The sequence below is a fragment of the Diaphorobacter sp. B2A2W2 genome, from assembly GCF_056730635.1.
Genome location: NZ_JBWZOR010000005.1, coordinates 17,619 through 33,073 on the forward strand (window position 1 = coordinate 17,619; position 15,455 = coordinate 33,073).

General features: G+C 70.0%; 15 protein-coding genes. 4 read left to right on the forward strand and 11 right to left on the reverse strand.

The window, feature by feature from the left end:
* The 3 genes from AC1PPL_RS10480 to AC1PPL_RS10490 form a co-directional block, all read right to left on the reverse strand.
* Positions 1-1,146, reverse strand: a complete 1,146-nt coding sequence (locus AC1PPL_RS10480; RefSeq protein WP_479973234.1) for a patatin-like phospholipase domain-containing protein — start codon at positions 1,144-1,146, stop codon at positions 1-3.
* 28 nt (positions 1,147-1,174) lie between these two features.
* Entirely contained in the window at positions 1,175-1,999 is an 825-nt protein-coding gene (locus tag AC1PPL_RS10485) for an HDOD domain-containing protein (RefSeq protein ID WP_011804978.1), read from the reverse strand.
* A 71-nt stretch (positions 2,000-2,070) separates the two neighbouring features.
* Positions 2,071-4,446 (reverse strand): Tex family protein, encoded by a 2,376-nt coding sequence (locus tag AC1PPL_RS10490; protein WP_312793552.1) that lies wholly within the window; start codon positions 4,444-4,446, stop codon positions 2,071-2,073.
* A gap of 76 nt (positions 4,447-4,522) precedes the next feature.
* Between AC1PPL_RS10490 and AC1PPL_RS10495 the strand changes: the two genes are divergently transcribed.
* Together AC1PPL_RS10495 and AC1PPL_RS10500 are read left to right on the forward strand one after the other, a co-directional pair.
* Positions 4,523-4,927, forward strand: coding sequence for a hypothetical protein (locus AC1PPL_RS10495; RefSeq protein ID WP_479973235.1), 405 nt, complete (start codon positions 4,523-4,525; stop codon positions 4,925-4,927).
* Between the two features lie 3 nt (positions 4,928-4,930).
* On the forward strand, positions 4,931-6,028 hold the full coding sequence (locus AC1PPL_RS10500; RefSeq protein ID WP_479973236.1) for a DUF72 domain-containing protein: 1,098 nt from the start codon (positions 4,931-4,933) through the stop codon (positions 6,026-6,028).
* Between the two features lie 146 nt (positions 6,029-6,174).
* Here AC1PPL_RS10500 and AC1PPL_RS10505 read toward each other — a convergent pair whose 3' ends face one another.
* Positions 6,175-7,581, reverse strand: a complete 1,407-nt coding sequence (locus tag AC1PPL_RS10505; protein ID WP_479973237.1) for an MFS transporter — start codon at positions 7,579-7,581, stop codon at positions 6,175-6,177.
* Positions 7,578-8,816 (reverse strand): multidrug effflux MFS transporter, encoded by a 1,239-nt coding sequence (locus AC1PPL_RS10510; RefSeq protein ID WP_424297252.1) that lies wholly within the window; start codon positions 8,814-8,816, stop codon positions 7,578-7,580. The genes AC1PPL_RS10505 and AC1PPL_RS10510 overlap by 4 nt, the downstream gene beginning before the upstream one ends.
* Before the next feature lie 231 nt (positions 8,817-9,047).
* Between AC1PPL_RS10510 and AC1PPL_RS10515 the strand changes: the two genes are divergently transcribed.
* Positions 9,048-9,686: an Lcl C-terminal domain-containing protein gene (locus tag AC1PPL_RS10515; protein ID WP_047351373.1), complete on the forward strand. Its 639-nt coding sequence runs from the start codon at positions 9,048-9,050 to the stop codon at positions 9,684-9,686.
* Between the two features lie 110 nt (positions 9,687-9,796).
* On the opposite strand, the gene AC1PPL_RS10520 is transcribed toward AC1PPL_RS10515, so the two are convergent.
* From AC1PPL_RS10520 to AC1PPL_RS10545, 6 genes are all read right to left on the reverse strand, one after another.
* Entirely contained in the window at positions 9,797-10,702 is a 906-nt protein-coding gene (locus AC1PPL_RS10520; protein WP_088886548.1) for an SDR family oxidoreductase, read from the reverse strand.
* Between the two features lie 34 nt (positions 10,703-10,736).
* A complete protein-coding gene (locus AC1PPL_RS10525) occupies positions 10,737-11,663 on the reverse strand; it encodes a glutathione S-transferase family protein (RefSeq protein ID WP_135147981.1) in 927 nt (308 codons plus the stop codon).
* Positions 11,664-11,711: 48 nt separating this feature from the next.
* Positions 11,712-12,176, reverse strand: coding sequence for a GNAT family N-acetyltransferase (locus tag AC1PPL_RS10530; RefSeq protein WP_015913501.1), 465 nt, complete (start codon positions 12,174-12,176; stop codon positions 11,712-11,714).
* Positions 12,173-13,189, reverse strand: a complete 1,017-nt coding sequence (locus AC1PPL_RS10535; RefSeq protein ID WP_479973238.1) for an NADP-dependent oxidoreductase — start codon at positions 13,187-13,189, stop codon at positions 12,173-12,175. The genes AC1PPL_RS10530 and AC1PPL_RS10535 overlap by 4 nt, the downstream gene beginning before the upstream one ends.
* 87 nt (positions 13,190-13,276) lie before the next feature.
* Positions 13,277-13,684, reverse strand: coding sequence for a PaaI family thioesterase (locus AC1PPL_RS10540; RefSeq protein ID WP_015913503.1), 408 nt, complete (start codon positions 13,682-13,684; stop codon positions 13,277-13,279).
* A 71-nt stretch (positions 13,685-13,755) separates the two neighbouring features.
* Positions 13,756-14,547 (reverse strand): SDR family oxidoreductase, encoded by a 792-nt coding sequence (locus AC1PPL_RS10545; protein WP_011804965.1) that lies wholly within the window; start codon positions 14,545-14,547, stop codon positions 13,756-13,758.
* Positions 14,548-14,762: 215 nt separating this feature from the next.
* Between AC1PPL_RS10545 and AC1PPL_RS10550 the strand changes: the two genes are divergently transcribed.
* Positions 14,763-15,230: a nucleoside deaminase gene (locus AC1PPL_RS10550; protein WP_479973239.1), complete on the forward strand. Its 468-nt coding sequence runs from the start codon at positions 14,763-14,765 to the stop codon at positions 15,228-15,230.
* The last annotated feature ends 225 nt before the right edge of the window (positions 15,231-15,455 follow it).

The following is a 15,455-nucleotide window of genomic DNA, read 5'->3' on the forward strand; positions in this document are numbered from 1 at the left end:
TCACAGCGGCTGGACGCGGGCGGGATCGGGCCGCCGCAGCCACTGCGCCCACTCGTCCGCCAGCTGCTGCGCCGCCGCCGTCGCGGTGCTCCAGGCACGGGCGCGCGCGGCCGTGTCGGTGCCGTAGCGGGTGAAATCGGTGCGGTCCGGCAGTTTGCCGCCGGGCAGGCTGCGCACCCAGTCGGGATGGGGCGACAGCAACACCATGCGGTCCAGCGCCGGCGTGGCGCGGTGGCGCCAGGGCAACCCCTTGTCCAGCCAGCCGGGTACCACGCGGTGCTGGAAGTGCGGGTACAGCACGATCCCCGGTGCACTTTCCAAGCCGTTTTGGCCTGCAGCACCCGCGGGCAAAGCGGTAGAAGCTATATTTTTAATAGCGATTGGTGCCTGATAACGCAGGTGCAGGTGGTAGTCGGTGATGCCCCCGTCCCAGTAGGCGCCGCGCGGTGCGCCTGCGATGTCGTGCACGGCGCGCAGCACGAAGGGAATGGAACAACTGGCCTGCAGCGCGGGCATGAAATTCTGCGGGGTCAAGGCCACCTGGTGGGTGCGGAAGTCGCGCACGTCAAATGGCAGCGCGCCCGGCGCAGCGGTGGAGAACACCACGCGGTCCAGCCACAGCGCCAGCGCGCGGCGGTGCAGCGCATTGCTGGCGAAAGCGCCCAGGTAGCCCAGCGGCGTGGCCCAGCGGTGCTCGCGCGCCAGCAGGTGGCGCCCGCGCGCGGCGATGATGTGCAACCGGTAGCGCGCATGGCCCAGCACCGTGTCCACACGGCCGCCAAAAAAGGCCTGCAGGTTCTGGCCGAACTGCGCGCTCACCGCGTCCGCCGTGGGGCGGCGCGCGCCGCGGGGCAGCTCGTACTCCTGGTGGATGTAGTCGTGCTCCAACCGTTCGAAGGCCGGCAGGCTGTTATCCAGGCACGCCGTGGCCATGCGCCACGCGCCGATGGAGGCTCCCACCAGGTCCACCGGCTGTGCCGACTGCGCCAGCCATTCACCAAAGACAAACCGGTCCAGCGGGCCGAGGATGAGTCCCTTCGGGCCGCCCGCGGCCGCGGGAATCACGGCCACGTCGCTCGGCGCCAGGCCATGGCGCCCGATGTGCCGCAGCGCCTGCGGACCGGCATGGATGCACAGCGCCTTCATCACGCCCCCGCCTCACGCATGCGCCGGCTCACACGTAATCGCCCGCGTCGGGGCGTACCTTCCAGTCAATGGGGTCCTGCTGCAGCACCATGTCGATGTCCAACCCCAGCGCGATGCCGACTTCGCCGGGGAAAGACCCCGCCAGCTCGCGCGCATCCAGCCCTGCCTCGCGCGCGCGGGCGCGCCACGCGGCCAGGTGCAGCACGCCCGCCAGCGGCTCGTACACATCGTTGTCGAATGGCGCATGGTGGTGGCGCAGCGCGTCCACCACGGTCTCGGGCAACTGCCAGCGCCAGGCCAGCCCCGCGCTCACATGGGCGTAGCAGTAGCCGCATAGGTGCTGTTCCAGCCGGGCGCGGCGCAGGTCCAGCGGGCCCACCAGGCTGTTGAGGGTCTGCATGCGGCCCGCGTCGGCCAGGTGCATGGCCAGCTCGCCCACCCCGTGCAGCAGGCCGGCCGTGTAGGCAGCGATCTGGTTGTGGTGCACCAGCCCGGCGAGCGCGCGTGCCACTTTGGCCGTGTGCAGGCTGTAGCGCCAGAAGTGCTGCAGGTTCATCCCCGGCACCGAGCGCGACGTGGTCCCCAGCGGCGCGGACGCCACCAGCGCGCGCAGTTGGGACACCCCCAGGAGCGCCAGCGCCTCAGGAATACCGCCGATCTGGCGCTGCGCGGCGAATGGAGGCGTGTTCGCCTCTTCCAGCAGGCGCGCGGCCAGTGCAGGGTCGGTGCCGAAGAGCTGGTTCAGGCGCCGCAGGTTGGGCTCGACCGCGCTCAGCTCGTTCATCAGCAGCGCCACCGCGCGTGGCAGGCTGGGCAGCGTGATGGGCTGCGCCAGCAGTGCGTTCAACTCCATGGATCGGATCGCCCAGACAGGAAGGTCGGGCCATTATCCATGCAACTCTTACGGTTGTTTACGGGTAGCGCTCAGCGCTTGCCCTGCTGCAGCTTGGCGAAGGCCGAGGCCATGGCCGAGGGCTGTGCCGGCTCGGCCGCGCGGCGCGGCGCGGCGTAGCCACGGCCCGCGCCTTCGAAGCGGTTGTCGCGCGGGCCGTCACGCCGGGCTGGCGCGGCGTCCAGCTTCATGCTGAGGCTGATGCGCTTGCGCGCCGCGTCCACCTCCAGCACCTTCACTTTGACGATGTCGCCGGTCTTGACCACCTCGCGCGCGTCATTCACGAACTTGTGGCTGAGCTGGCTCACATGCACCAGCCCGTCCTGGTGCACGCCCAGGTCCACGAAGGCGCCGAACTGGGCCACGTTGCTCACCGTGCCCTCCAGCACCATGCCCTCGCGCAGGTCGGCAATGTCTTCCACACCCTCGTTGAAGCGCGCCACCTTGAAGTCGGGGCGCGGATCGCGGCCGGGTTTTTCCAGCTCGCCCAGGATGTCGCGCACGGTGATCACGCCGAATTTCTCGTTGGCGAACAGCTCGGGCTTGAGCGTCTTGAGCATCTCGGCGCGACCCATGAGCTCGGCCACCGGCTTGCCGGTCTTTTCCATGATCTGCTCGACCACGGGGTAGGTCTCGGGGTGCACGCCGGTCATGTCCAGCGGGTTGTCGCCATCGCGGATGCGCAAGAAGCCGGCCGCCTGCTCGAAGGTCTTGGCACCCAGGCCGCTGACCTCCATGAGCTGCTTGCGGTTCTTGAAGGCGCCGTGCTGCTCGCGCCAGCGCACCACGGCCTTGGCCACGCTGCCCGACAGGCCCGACACGCGCGCCAGCAGCGGCGCGCTGGCGGTGTTCAGGTCCACGCCGACGGAGTTCACGCAGTCCTCGACCACGGCGTCCAGCGTGCGCGCCAGCTCGCTCTGGTTCACGTCGTGCTGGTACTGGCCCACGCCGATGCTCTTGGGCTCGATCTTTACCAGCTCGGCCAGCGGGTCCTGCAGGCGGCGCGCAATGCTGGCGGCGCCGCGCAGGCTCACGTCCACGTCGGGCATTTCCTGGCTGGCGTACTCGCTGGCGGAATACACCGAGGCGCCAGCCTCGCTCACCACTATCTTTTCAATAGCTGGTAGCGCTTGCCCCGCCTGGTCTACCGCCTGTTTTTGCATTAATTTGATCAACTCGGCCGCGAGCTTATCGGTTTCGCGGCTGGCGGTGCCGTTGCCGATGGCGATGAGCTGCACGCCGTGCTTCATGCACAGGCGGCCCAGCGTGGCCAGGCTGCCGTCCCAGTCGCGGCGCGGCTCGTGCGGGTAGACGGTGGCGGTCTCCACCAGCTTGCCGGTGCGGTCCACCACGGCCACCTTCACGCCAGTGCGGATGCCGGGGTCCAGCCCCATCACGGCGCGCGGGCCGGCGGGCGCGGCCAGCAGCAGGTCGCGCAGGTTGTCGGCAAACACCTTGATGGCCACTTTCTCGGCCTCTTCGCGCAGGCGCGAGAACAGGTCGCGCTCGGTGGACAGGCTGAGCTTCACGCGCCAGGTCCAGGCCACGCACTTGCGCAGCAGGTCGTCGCTCTTGCGGCCCTGGTGGCTCCAGCCCAGGTGCAGGGCGATCTTGCCCTCGGCGATGCTGGGCTGGCCCGGCTCGGGCTCCACGGGCAGCACCAGCTTGGCTTCCAGGATTTCCAGCGCGCGGCCGCGGAACACCGCCAGCGCGCGGTGCGAGGGCACACGGCCAATCGGTTCGTCGTACTCGAAGTAGTCGCGGAACTTGGCCACCTCGGGGTCGTTCTCGTTTTTGCCGTCCACCTTCTTGCTGCGCAAGAGCCCCTCGGCCCACAGCCATTCGCGCAGCGACTGCACCAGCACGGCGTCCTCGGCCCAGCGCTCGGACAGGATGTCGCGCACGCCGTCGAGCACGGCGAAGGTGGTCGAGAAGTCGGGCCCCGGCTTGCCGTCATCGAGCGTGGTGGCGGGCTGGCAGAAGGCCTGGGCCTCGGCGTGCGGGTCCAGCGTGGGGTCAGCCAGCAGCTTGTCGGCCAGCGGCTCGATGCCGAACTCCTTGGCAATCTGGCCCTTGGTGCGGCGCTTTTGCTTGAACGGCAGGTAGATGTCTTCCAACTCCTGCTTCGTTGGAGCAGCAGCAATGGCAGCGCGCAATGCGTCGGTCAGCTTGCCCTGCTCGTCGATGCTTTTCAGCACGGCCACGCGGCGGTCTTCCAGTTCGCGCAGGTAGGCCAGGCGCGCTTCGAGCTCGCGCAGTTGCACATCGTCCAGGCCGCCGGTCACCTCCTTGCGGTAGCGTGCGATGAAGGGCACGGTGGCCCCGCCATCGAGCAGCTCCACCGCGGCGCGGACCTGGGATTCGGTGACTTTGATTTCTGCGGCCAACTGCCGAACGATCTGCTGCATGTGCCTTCTGAGACGGGTCAAAACACGAAGCGCGCGAGTTTGCCACAGGGCTTGCTCCCTAAAATTGCAACTGCCGATGTCCACCCCGCCCTTTCCCCTCCGCACCGAATGCCCGCCCGGCGCCTGCGTGTGCGAGCGCGACGCGCTGATGCGCACGCCCGGCGGTGATGTGCGCATCCTGCGCCTCACGCGCGACGAGGAAAAGCGCCTCGTGCAGCGCCTGGAGAGCCTCACCAGCCTGGCCGACCTGCGCCACATGGAGCAGCGCCTGTTCGAGCAGCTCGGCGTGCGCCTGACCATCGGCACCAGCCCCAACGAGGTGCGCAGCCTGCGTGGCATCACCGTGCTGGTCCAGGAGCAGCCGGGCCTGTGCCGCAAGACGCGCCAGGCCATCCCTGCGGCCATCAAGAAAAGCATGGACCGGAACCCCGAGATCGTCTACGCCCTGCTCAACGCGAGCGGCCTGTTCGAGGGCCTGTGATCCATGCAGGACGATCTGTTTGGCGGTGCGCCGCAATCACCCTCAGCATCGCCCTCAGCACCGCCACGACCACCGGAAGACACCCCCGCCCGCCCACGGGAAAAGTCGCCCACCCGCCGCACCGGTGTGCATCCCGCCGCCTGGGGCGACGATCTGCGCACACTCGCCAACCGGCTGCCGCCCACGCTGCGGCTGGGCACCTCCTCCTGGAGCTACCCTGGCTGGCAGGGCTTCGTGTGGGAGGGGGCGCATTCCGAACAGCTGCTGGCCCGCAAAGGCCTGCCCGTGCTGGCCCAGCATCCGCTGATGCGCACCGTGAGCATCGACCGGAGCTTCTACCGCCCGCTCACGGCCAGCGACTATGCGCGCTACGCGGCCCAGGTGCCGGCGGACTTCCGCTTCGTGGTCAAGGCGCCCAGCCTGGTCACCGACGCGCTGGTGCGCAGCGAGGACGGCCGTGGACGCGAGCCCAACCCGGCCTTCCTGGATGCGCAGTTGGCCGCCCAGGAGTTCGTGGCGCCCGCACTGGAGGGGCTGGGCCAGCGCACCGGCGCGCTGGTGTTCCAGCTAAGCCCGCTGCCCTGGAACCTGCTGGACCGCCTGCCCGAGGTGTTGGAGCGACTGCGCACGCTCTTGCAGGCCCAACCGGCGCTGCGCCCCGCGGCGCCCGACGCCGTGCTGGCCGTCGAGGTGCGCGACCCCGAATGGCTGGCGCCCGCGCACCTGCCCCACTTCGCCGACGTACTGCGCAGCAGCGGCGCCACCTACTGCCTGGGCCTGCACGCGCGCCTGCCACCCCTGGCCGAGCAACTACAGCTGCTGCGCCTGCTCTGGCCCGGCCCACTGGTCTGCCGGTGGAACCTGAACCCCGTGCACGGCCCGCAGGGGTATGAAGCCGCTGAAAAGGGCTACGCGCCCTACGACCGCATTCACGACCCCGATCCCGACAACCTGGCGCTGCTGGCGCGCACGGTGGCGGGCATCTGCGGACGGGGCCAAAACGCCTTCGTGACCATCAGCAACCACGCGGAAGGCTGTGCGCCGCTGACAGTGCAGCGGCTGGCGGAACAGGTGGTTCTTTATGATCAAAAACAGCTCTAGCGCTTGACTGGCAAGCGCTGGCAGCTATCTTTTTTGACGATCTGACGATCACGGACTGCCGCGCCCGCACGACGTTCTTCTTGCGCCAAAAGGAGGCCAAGAACACCGCCCACATGGGGCGCACAAGCGCCACGGCTCTGCCTCTGTTACCGCTGCCTCACCCGCAGCGAGCTGCACACCCCCGCCACCACCGCGCACACCCCCGCCACCAGCAGTGCCAGCGACTCCGCGCTTCCATCGTGCCCCGGCCGCAGGGCGAAGATGGCCGCGAGCGACACGGCGCCCAGTGTCTGGCCCGTCAGGCGCGCGGTGCCCAGCATGCCGCTGGCCGCGCCGCTGCGGTGCAGCGGGGCCGAGGTGACGATGGTGTGGTTGTTGGGCGACTGAAACAGCGCAAAGCCGGCACCGCACAGCGCCATGCGCCAGGCCACGTTCCAGTCCGCGGGCTGCGCGGGCATCAGGCTCAGCGAGATCAGGCCGGCAGCAAACACCGCCATGCCAATGCCGCCGAGCAGGCCGTCCGGGTAGCGGCCAATCAACCGACCCGCCAGCGGCGCCACCACGGCGGTGGCCAGGGGCCAGGCCGTAATGAGCAGCCCGGCCTCCAAGTGGGTGCGGCCCTGCGCCTCCAACAGCAGAAAGGGCAGCGACAGAAAGCCCAGCATCTGCGCGCAGAACGCCCCCACGGACGAGCCCATCGACAGGGCGAACACCGGAATGCGCAGCAGGTCCACCGGAAACAGCGGCGCCGCCAAGCCGCGCTGGCGCCACAGGAACACCGCCCCCACGGCCACACCCGCGGCCAGCAGGATCGCACCCGTGGCCGCGCTGCCGCCCTGCGCCGCGCTGCGCACGCCCAGTTGCTCCCCGCCGAGGAACAGCAGCGTGAACATGGCGCCGTTGAGTAGCACGTCGATGGCGGAAAAGCGCGGCGCACGGTTGGCGGATGGAGGATTGACCGGCAGCGCACGCCGCCCCAGCCACCAGACTCCCACGCCCAAGGGCAGGTTCATGGCAAACAGCCAGGGCCATGACGCCACCGACAGGATGGCCGCCGCCACCGACGGCCCCGCCATGGACGCGGTGGCCACCACCAGCGAATTGATGGCCATGCCGTGGCCCAGTTGTGCGCGCGGATAGATCAGGCGCACCAGCGCCGCGTTCACGGCCATCACGCCCGCGGCGCCCAGGCCCTGCAACGCCCGCGCGGCAATCAAGGCGGGCATGCTGGCCGCCAGCATGGCGCCCACCGACGCCAGCGCGAACAGCGCCATGCCCACCAGATACACGCGCCGGTAGCCCACGCGCTCGCCCAGCGCGGCCAGCGGCAGCAGCACGACCAGCGTGGCGAGCTGGTAGGCGTTGACCACCCACACGCTCTGCGCCGCGCCCGACTGCAACTGGCGTGCGATGTCGGGCAGCGCCAGGTTGACGATGCTGCTGTCGAGCACCGCCAGCGTGAGCCCGAGAACGATGACCAGCATCGCCTGGCGGCGTGCGGGCTGCGGCAGGCCGTCGGCCAGGGGCGGCGCACCCACGGGTAAGCCGCTCATGGCCGGCGCTCCGGGGCGATGTCTTTCGCGGCGCCGTGCGCGATGCGCTGCGCGCCCGCCGGCCCCAGCGTGATCCAGGTCAACGCCACCCCCGTCAGCGCCCCCGTGGCCATGCCCACCACCATGGGCAGGGGCGCGTCGCTGGCAAACAGGCCCACCGCCGCCATGGCGAGGGTGCCGATCAGCATCTGCAGCGTGCCCATGAGGGCGGACGCCGTCCCCGCAATGGTGCCGTGCTCCTCCAGCGCCAGCACGGAGGTGGTGGGGATCACCAGCCCCATCAGCGCGCTGGCAACGAAGTACAGCACCAGCAGCACGGCCAGCCGGTCGCCGCCCAGCAGGTAATGCGCCAGCAGGGCCAGCATGACCGCGCCCGCGCCGCTGGCGGCCGCCTTCACCACCGGCGCCATGCCGTAGCGCCGCCCCAGCCGCGCCGTGAACTGCGCGCTGGCGAAGAAGGCCGCCGCGTTGACCGAAAACGCCACGCTGTACTGCACCGGCGACAACCCGTAGTGGTTGATCAGCACGAAAGGCGAGCCCGCCAGGTAAACGAAGAAACCCGCCATGGAGCAGCCGCCGATCCCCACCAGCCCCAGGTAGTGCCAGTCGCGCAGCAGCGTCGTGTAGGCCGCGGCCGCGCTACCCACGGAACTGCGCACCCGCTGGCCGGCGGGCCGTGTCTCGTGCAGCGCCCGCTGGACCAACACCAGCCCGGCCAGCGCCGCCACCGCCACCACCCAGAACACGCCGCGCCAGCCGGCCAGCGCGATCACGCCGCTGCCCACCAATGGCGCCAACAAGGGCGACACGCTGAACACCAGCATCAGCAGCGACATGAGCCGGGCCGCCGCGGTGCCCGTGTGCAGGTCGCGCACCACCGCGCGCGGAATCACCATGCCCGCCGCCGCGCCGAGCCCCTGCACAAAGCGCAGCAGCACGAGCGTGTGCACGTCGGTCGCCAGCGCGCAGCCCACGCTGGCCAGCGTGAACAGGCCCAGCCCGAAGAACAGCGGCGGCCTGCGCCCGACCATGTCGGACACCGGGCCGTAGACCAACTGGCCCACGCCCAGCGCGAGGAAGAAGGCCGTCAGGCTCCACTGCACCGCCCCCACGTCGGCCCGCAGCGCCGCGCCGATGGCCGGCAGCGCCGGCAGGTACATGTCGATGGCAAATGGGCCGATGGCGGAGAGCAGGCCCAGGATCAGGGCCATGCGGAAGAACGGGGAAAAGGGCATTCGGGCGATTGTCGCCACACTGGCCGGATCGTGCTGGCGCGCTGCGCGAAGGCCCACATCGCCTCCCATGCAGCGCCGCGGCCGGCACCCGCGTGCGTTCGATGGCCACAAAAGCCGCCCTTACTGCCCGCTGTTCACGGGTTGCCTGGCCCTGCCGCCGCCCGACAATCGCGTGCGCGGCTCGGCCGCACTGTTCCTGCCGTCCTGTACTGCCTCGCCCGGAGACACCGCATGCCCCTGCCCCCGATCGCCCCCGCCCTGCGCGGCTGGGCCGCCACCCTGGCCCTGTGCGCTGGCGCCCTGCTCCTGGCCGCGCCCGCCCTCGCCGCCACGGACCGTGAGGACGAGGCCGACGACGCCCCGCCCGTTCCGGTCGCGCCCGCCCAGCCGGTGCTGGTGCCGTCGCCCGACGGCGCGCTGGTGATCGATACGCAGGCGCGGCTGGCCTGGCCGCGCTGCGCGCAGGGCATGCAATGGACAGGCGCCACCTGCACCGGCGTGGCCCTGCGCTACACCTACGGCGAGGCCCAGGCGCTGGTGCGCCAGCGCTGGAAGGACGAGGGCGTGCGCTGGCGCCTGCCGCGCGTGCCCGAGCTGCGCCGCCTGGTCAACCGCAACGCGCAGCCGCCCTCGGTCGACCCCCAACTCTTTCCCAATGCGCCCCTGGAATGGCACTGGACCGGCACCGCCAGCGTCAACACCCTCAGCGTGAACCCCTACGCCTACGGCAATGTGGCGCGCGGCGGCGCGGGCGAGAGCAGCCTGTCGGTGCAGCAGGGCTGGGCCGTGGACATGACCAGCGGCGAGGCCCGCGGCGACGTGGGCCGCAGCACGCGCCTGCCCATACGGCTGGTTCGCCCGGCGCCCTGAGCGGACGCTCTGCGCACCCTGCACCTGGGCGGACGCGCAAACGCTACATTTTCAATAGCTGCTAGCGCTTATCCAGCAAGCGCCAGAAGCCATTTCAATTCAAAAGCCGGTCACTGCGCGCGCAACGCCGCCCGCAGTTGCGCCCCCAGCTCGGGTTTGTCCGCGAACGGGTCGGTGGGGTTGCGTGCCTGCACCACGTCTTCCATGCGCGTGCGCACGGCCCCCAGCGCCTGCGGGTGGCTGTAGATGTAGAACTGCCCCGCCGCCACGGCGTCGAAGACCTTCTGCGCCACCTCGGCGGCCGTCACCTTGCCGCTGGTGACGGCCTTGCCGATCATGGCCTGGCCGATGAGCTGGCTCTTGGTGGGCCGCTCGTCCGCCAGCACCTGCGGGCGGTTGCGCTCGCTCTGGCTGATGCCCGTGGGCACGAAATACGGACACAGCACGCTGGCGCCCACCTGGTCGGTGACCAGCGCCAGGTCCTGGTACAGCGTCTCGCTCAGTGCCACCACGGCGTGCTTGCTGACGTTGTAGATGCCCATGTTGGGCGGGGCCAGCAGGCCGGCCATGCTGGCGGTGTTGACGATGTGCCCGCGCCAGGCGGGGTCGTCCTTGGCGGCCTGCAGCATCAGCGGGGTGAACAGGCGCACGCCGTGCACCACGCCCATGAGGTTCACGCCCAGCACCCATTCCCAGTCGCGGGCCGAGTTCTCCCACACCAGCCCGCCCGATCCCACGCCCGCGTTGTTGAACACCAGGTGCGGCGCGCCAAAGTGCTGCACCACGTCCTGCGCCAGCTGCTCCATCTGCGCGGCGCTGGACACGTCCACCCGGCGCGCCAGCACGGGGGCGCCAGCGGCGGCCAGCTCCACGGCGGCGCGCTCCAGCGCGTCCTGCTGCACGTCCACGAGGACCAGGTTCATGCCCAGGCGCGCGCCGATGCGGGCGCACTCCAGGCCAAAGCCCGAGCCCGCCCCCGTGAGCACGGCGGTCTTGCCGGCGAAGTTGTCGATCATGCTGTGTGTCTCCTGCGGTCTATGAATGGAAATCTCATGCGGCGCGGCGCAGCACATAGCCCACGCGTGGGAAGTGCACATACACGTCGCCCGCGCGCGGGTCGGTGCGCGCCAGCGTGTAGCGCGTGCGCGTGGCAGCGATCAGCGTGCCTTCGGTGGGCTCGGGCCCAAAGCTCTCGGCGGTGATCGTCACGCGGCTGCCCAGGGGGATGCCATGCTCGTCCTGGAAGGCCTCGGCGGGCAGCGGCTGGGGTAGCGCGCCTGCGGCAACGGTGACGGCGTCCTGGGCGCTGAACTTCTCCGCGCGGCCCTGGCCCTGCGCGGCCATGCGATCCATCCACTCCAGCACCGCCGGCGTGGCCGAGAGAATGTCGGCCATCACCGGCACGCATTCGCGCGTGAACCACAGCGGGTGGTAGGCGGCAAAGTCGGCCACGCAGGGCTCGGCGCCGAAGAGAAAGTCGTGCTCTTCCACCATGTTGGCGATGCGCCGCAGGTACGAGCGGTAGGCCGCCGTGGCGTCCGCCGGGTGGGTGCGCGCCGTGCCCATGGCGCGGCGGTCGTTGCGAAAAGCCTCGGCCGCACCATCGGGCAGGCCGGCGAACAGCGCCTGTGCCCCGCGCGGCTGCAGGCAGTAGGCCATGGCAGCCCCGAACAGCACCATGTCCGCCCACTGGGCGAACACGCGCGAGACGCCTTTGAGGTGCGGCGGGTACAGCACGGGCTCGGGCTGCAGATGCTCCAGCACATCGCAGATCAGCGCCGTGTCGCAATAGATGTCAGCCCCGATCTGCAGGAAGGGCGTGCGCCGGTAGCCGCCGGTGAGTGCCACCACGTCGGGTTTGGGCATGACGCTGGGCACGATCACCGACTTCCACGCCAGTTGCTTGAAGCCGAGCACGCAGCGCACCTTGTGTGCGAACGGCGAGGCGGGATAGTGGTGCAGGATGAGTTCGGTCATGCGCGCTCTCCGGTGCGGTGCGAAAGACGGCCCCTGCCTTGCGCCCTTTCAGGCCTGTGGCGGCGGGCTCCACAGCATCTCGACATGCGGGATGTCGTCTTCCAGATAGGGATCGGACACCGTAGCAAACCCCAGGCTGCCATACAAGCGCTGCAGGTGCGCCTGCGCGCTGATGCGCACCGGGCGCCCCGGCCATACCCGCTGGCACTGCGCCAGCCCCTCAGCCACCAGCGCGCGGCCCAGGCCGCTGCCGCGCGCCTCGGGCGCGCAGACCACGCGGCCGATCGAGGGCTCGGCGTAGTTCACCCCGGGGTCCACCACGCGCAGCGTGGCCAGCAGCGGCCCCTGCGGCTGCGCGCGGCCCAGCAGGTGCCAGGCGTGCTTGTCCGCGCCGTCCGGGTCCTGGTAGGGGCCCTGCTCCAGGATGAACACCCGGCAGCGCAGGGCCAGGGCATCGTGCAGCGCGTGCACGCCCAGGTCGTCAAACCGTGCCCAGCTCCACTGCACCGTCAAACCAGCTTCACCAGTTGCTTGCCGAAGTTCTTGCCCTTGAGCAGGCCCAGGAACGCCTCGGGCGCCGCGGCCAGGCCCTGGGCGATGGTCTCGCGCGGGCGCAGCTTGCCGCTGGCCGCCAGGCCTCCCAGTTCCTTGAGCGCCTCGGGCCACACCTCCATGTGTTCGCTGACGATGAAGCCCTCGACCTTCATGCGGTTGATGAGGATGAGCGCGGGGTTCTGTAGCGGCAGCGGCTGGCCGTCGTAGCCGGCGATCATGCCGCACACGGCCACGCGGGCGAACGCGTTGGCGCGCAGCAGCACGGCGTCCAGGATGTAGCCGCCCACGTTCTCGAAGTAGCCGTCGATGCCGTCCGGGCAGGCTTCCTTGAGCGCGCGGGCCATGCTCTTCAAATCGCCGTTCGCACGGTGGTCGACGCAGGCGTCAAAGCCCAGCTCTTCAGTCACATAGCGGCACTTGTCCGGGCCGCCGGCAATGCCCACCACGCGGCAGCCGCGCGCCTTGGCCAGCGCGCCGAAGGCACTGCCCACGGCGCCGCTGGCGGCGCTCACCACCACGGTCTCGCCCGCCTTCGGGGCGATGATCTTCACCAGGCCGTACCAGGCGGTCACGCCGGGCATGCCCACGGCCCCCAGGTAGGCCGACAGCGGCACGTGGGTGGTATCCACCTTGCGCAGCATGCCGGGCGTGTTGCCGTCGGCCACGCTGTACTCCTGCCAGCCGCCCATGCCTACCACCTTGTCGCCCACGGCATAGGCCGGGTGGCGGCTCTCGACGACCTCGCCCACCGTCCCGCCGATCATCACCTCGCCCAGCGGCTGGCTGGCGGCGTAGCTCTTGCTGTCGTTCATGCGCCCGCGCATGTAGGGGTCCAGGCTCAGGTAATGGTGGCGCACCAGCACCTGGCCGTCCTGCAGCGCAGGCGTATCGGTGGTGACCAGGCGGAAGTTGTCCACCGTGGCTTCACCCTGGGGGCGGTTGTCGAGGAGGATCTGTTGGTTGCGTGGCATGCGAAATCTCCAGGTTAAATTTTGCTATTGTTTCAATAGCTTCTAGCGCTTGGTACATAAGCTCCAGAGCCACTTTTCATTCAAGACTCAGTCGGTGGACACGCCGCCGGGCACGGCCTTGGGCACGTATTTGAAAGTGCCCGTGGCATGGCTGCAAACGCGCCCTTCGGCGTCGTACACCGCCCCTTCGACGAAGGCCAGCGAGCGCGTGCGGTGCAGCAGCCGCCCCTTGGCCACCAGCGGGCCGCGCGCCGGGTGCATGAAGCTGGTCTTCATCTCGATGGTGACCACGCCCATGTCCGGCGTATCGCTGCGCGCGGCCGTGGCCAGGGTCACGTCCAGCAGCGTCATGGTGGCGCCGCCATGGGTGACGGCGTAGGAATTCATGTGCTCGGGCCGCGCCTCAAAGTGCAGTTCGGACGTTCCGCCCTGCATGTGATGCAGGGTGAAGCCCAGCTCTTTGACGAAGGGAATGTCGGCACCAAAATCCAGCACGGGAAGCTCCTTGCTCAGGTAAAAAAAGACCGCAAGGATAGTGCCCCTGGCGCGGTGGTTCGCCCTTGCCGTCAGCCGCCGATGACCGCGCTCACGCCCCCGTCCACGGCCAGCCACTGGCCGGTGATGTGCTTGCCCGCCTCGCTGGCGTACAGCAGCGTGATGCCCTTGAGGTCTTCGTCGTCGCCCAGGCGGCGCAGCGGCGCGTGCGCGGCCATCTTTTCCTCGCCCAGCGTCTCGATGAGCACGGTGGCCATCTTGGTCTTGAAGAAACCCGGGCAGATCGCGTTCACGCCGATGCCATGCACGCCCCACTCGCAGGCCAGCGCGCGCGTGAAGTTGATCACCGCACCCTTGGAGGTGTTGTAGGCAATGGTCTTCATCTCGATCGGGTTGCCCGCCAGCCCCGCGATGGATGCCACGTTGATGATGCGGCCGCTCTTGCGCGGGATCATGCTGTGCTTGCCGATCGCCTGCGACAGCAGGAAGTAGCCGCGCACGTTCAGGTTCATGACCTTGTCCCATGCGGCCACGGGGTGGTCCTCGGCCGGCGCGCCCCAGCTCGCGCCGGCGTTGTTGATCAGGATGTCCACGTCGCCCATGCGCTGCAGCGTCTCGCTGGCCAGGCGGTGGATGTCTTCCTCGCGCGCGCAGTCGGCGGCGACCCAGCGCGCGTCGATGCCGGCGGCCTGCAACTCGGCGGCGGCCTGCTCCAGGTCTTCGGCCTTGCGCGAGCTGAGCATGATGCGCGCGCCCGCCTCGCCCAGCGCGTGCGCCATCTGCAGCCCCAGGCCGCGCGAGCCGCCGGTGACGAGGGCGGTCTTGCCCGAGAGGTCGAAGAGTTGTTGCGCGGTACGGGCCATGAAGGTGTCTCCCCAAGAGTCTGTGGTACGCCGTGCCATCGCCCACAGTGGGCAACGGAGGCGCGGCGGCAGGATTTTGAGCGGCTATTGTGGCGAGCGGCCCGCGCCACACATGTCACATGCGTGATTCATCGGCAGGGTTTTTGTGTCCAAAGGACAATCCGGCCGCGGAGCCCGCGGGGAAAGCGGGGGCCGCTCATTTTTCAGGAGTTCCCATGTCCACCGATACCGCCCTGCTGCGCCGGGCCGTGCACCTGGCCCACGACAACCGGGCCCGCGGGGGCCGGCCCTTCGGCGCGGTGATCGCGCGCGGCGGCGAGGTGATCGCCACCGGCGTGAACGACATCGTGCACAGCCACGACCCCAGTACCCACGCCGAGATGCAGGCCCTGCGCGCCGCAACGCGCCAGCGGGCGAACCCCAGCCTGGTGGGCTGCACGGTCTACGCCAGCGGCCACCCCTGCCCCATGTGCCTGGCGGCGCTGGTCATGGCCGGCGCGGACAGGGTGTTCTACGCCTTCGACAACCGCGACGCCGCGCCCTACGGCCTGTCCAGTGAAGGCGCCTACCAGCGCCTGCGGCTGCCGCTGGACCCGCCGCCCCTGCCGCTGCAACGCCTGGCCACGGGCATCGGCGTGGAGCAGCTCTACGGCGACGCGCCCTGGCCCACGGACGGCCCCTGACACCCCTGACCACAGCGCCGCTGGGGCCGGTGCCGGCCCCTGCGTATTGGAATGCCTGGCGACGGTGGCGCTGGCCACGCTGAAGCGGGGCCCCTTCCCCACGGCCATGGGATCGACGGGCCGGCATGGGGATTCTCGGCGCCTGCATGTCCCACCCTGCGGCCCATGGCGCTGATGGGCGCGGGGCATGGTTGGCCCCCGCAGCGCTACGGCGCCTGGGCGCGC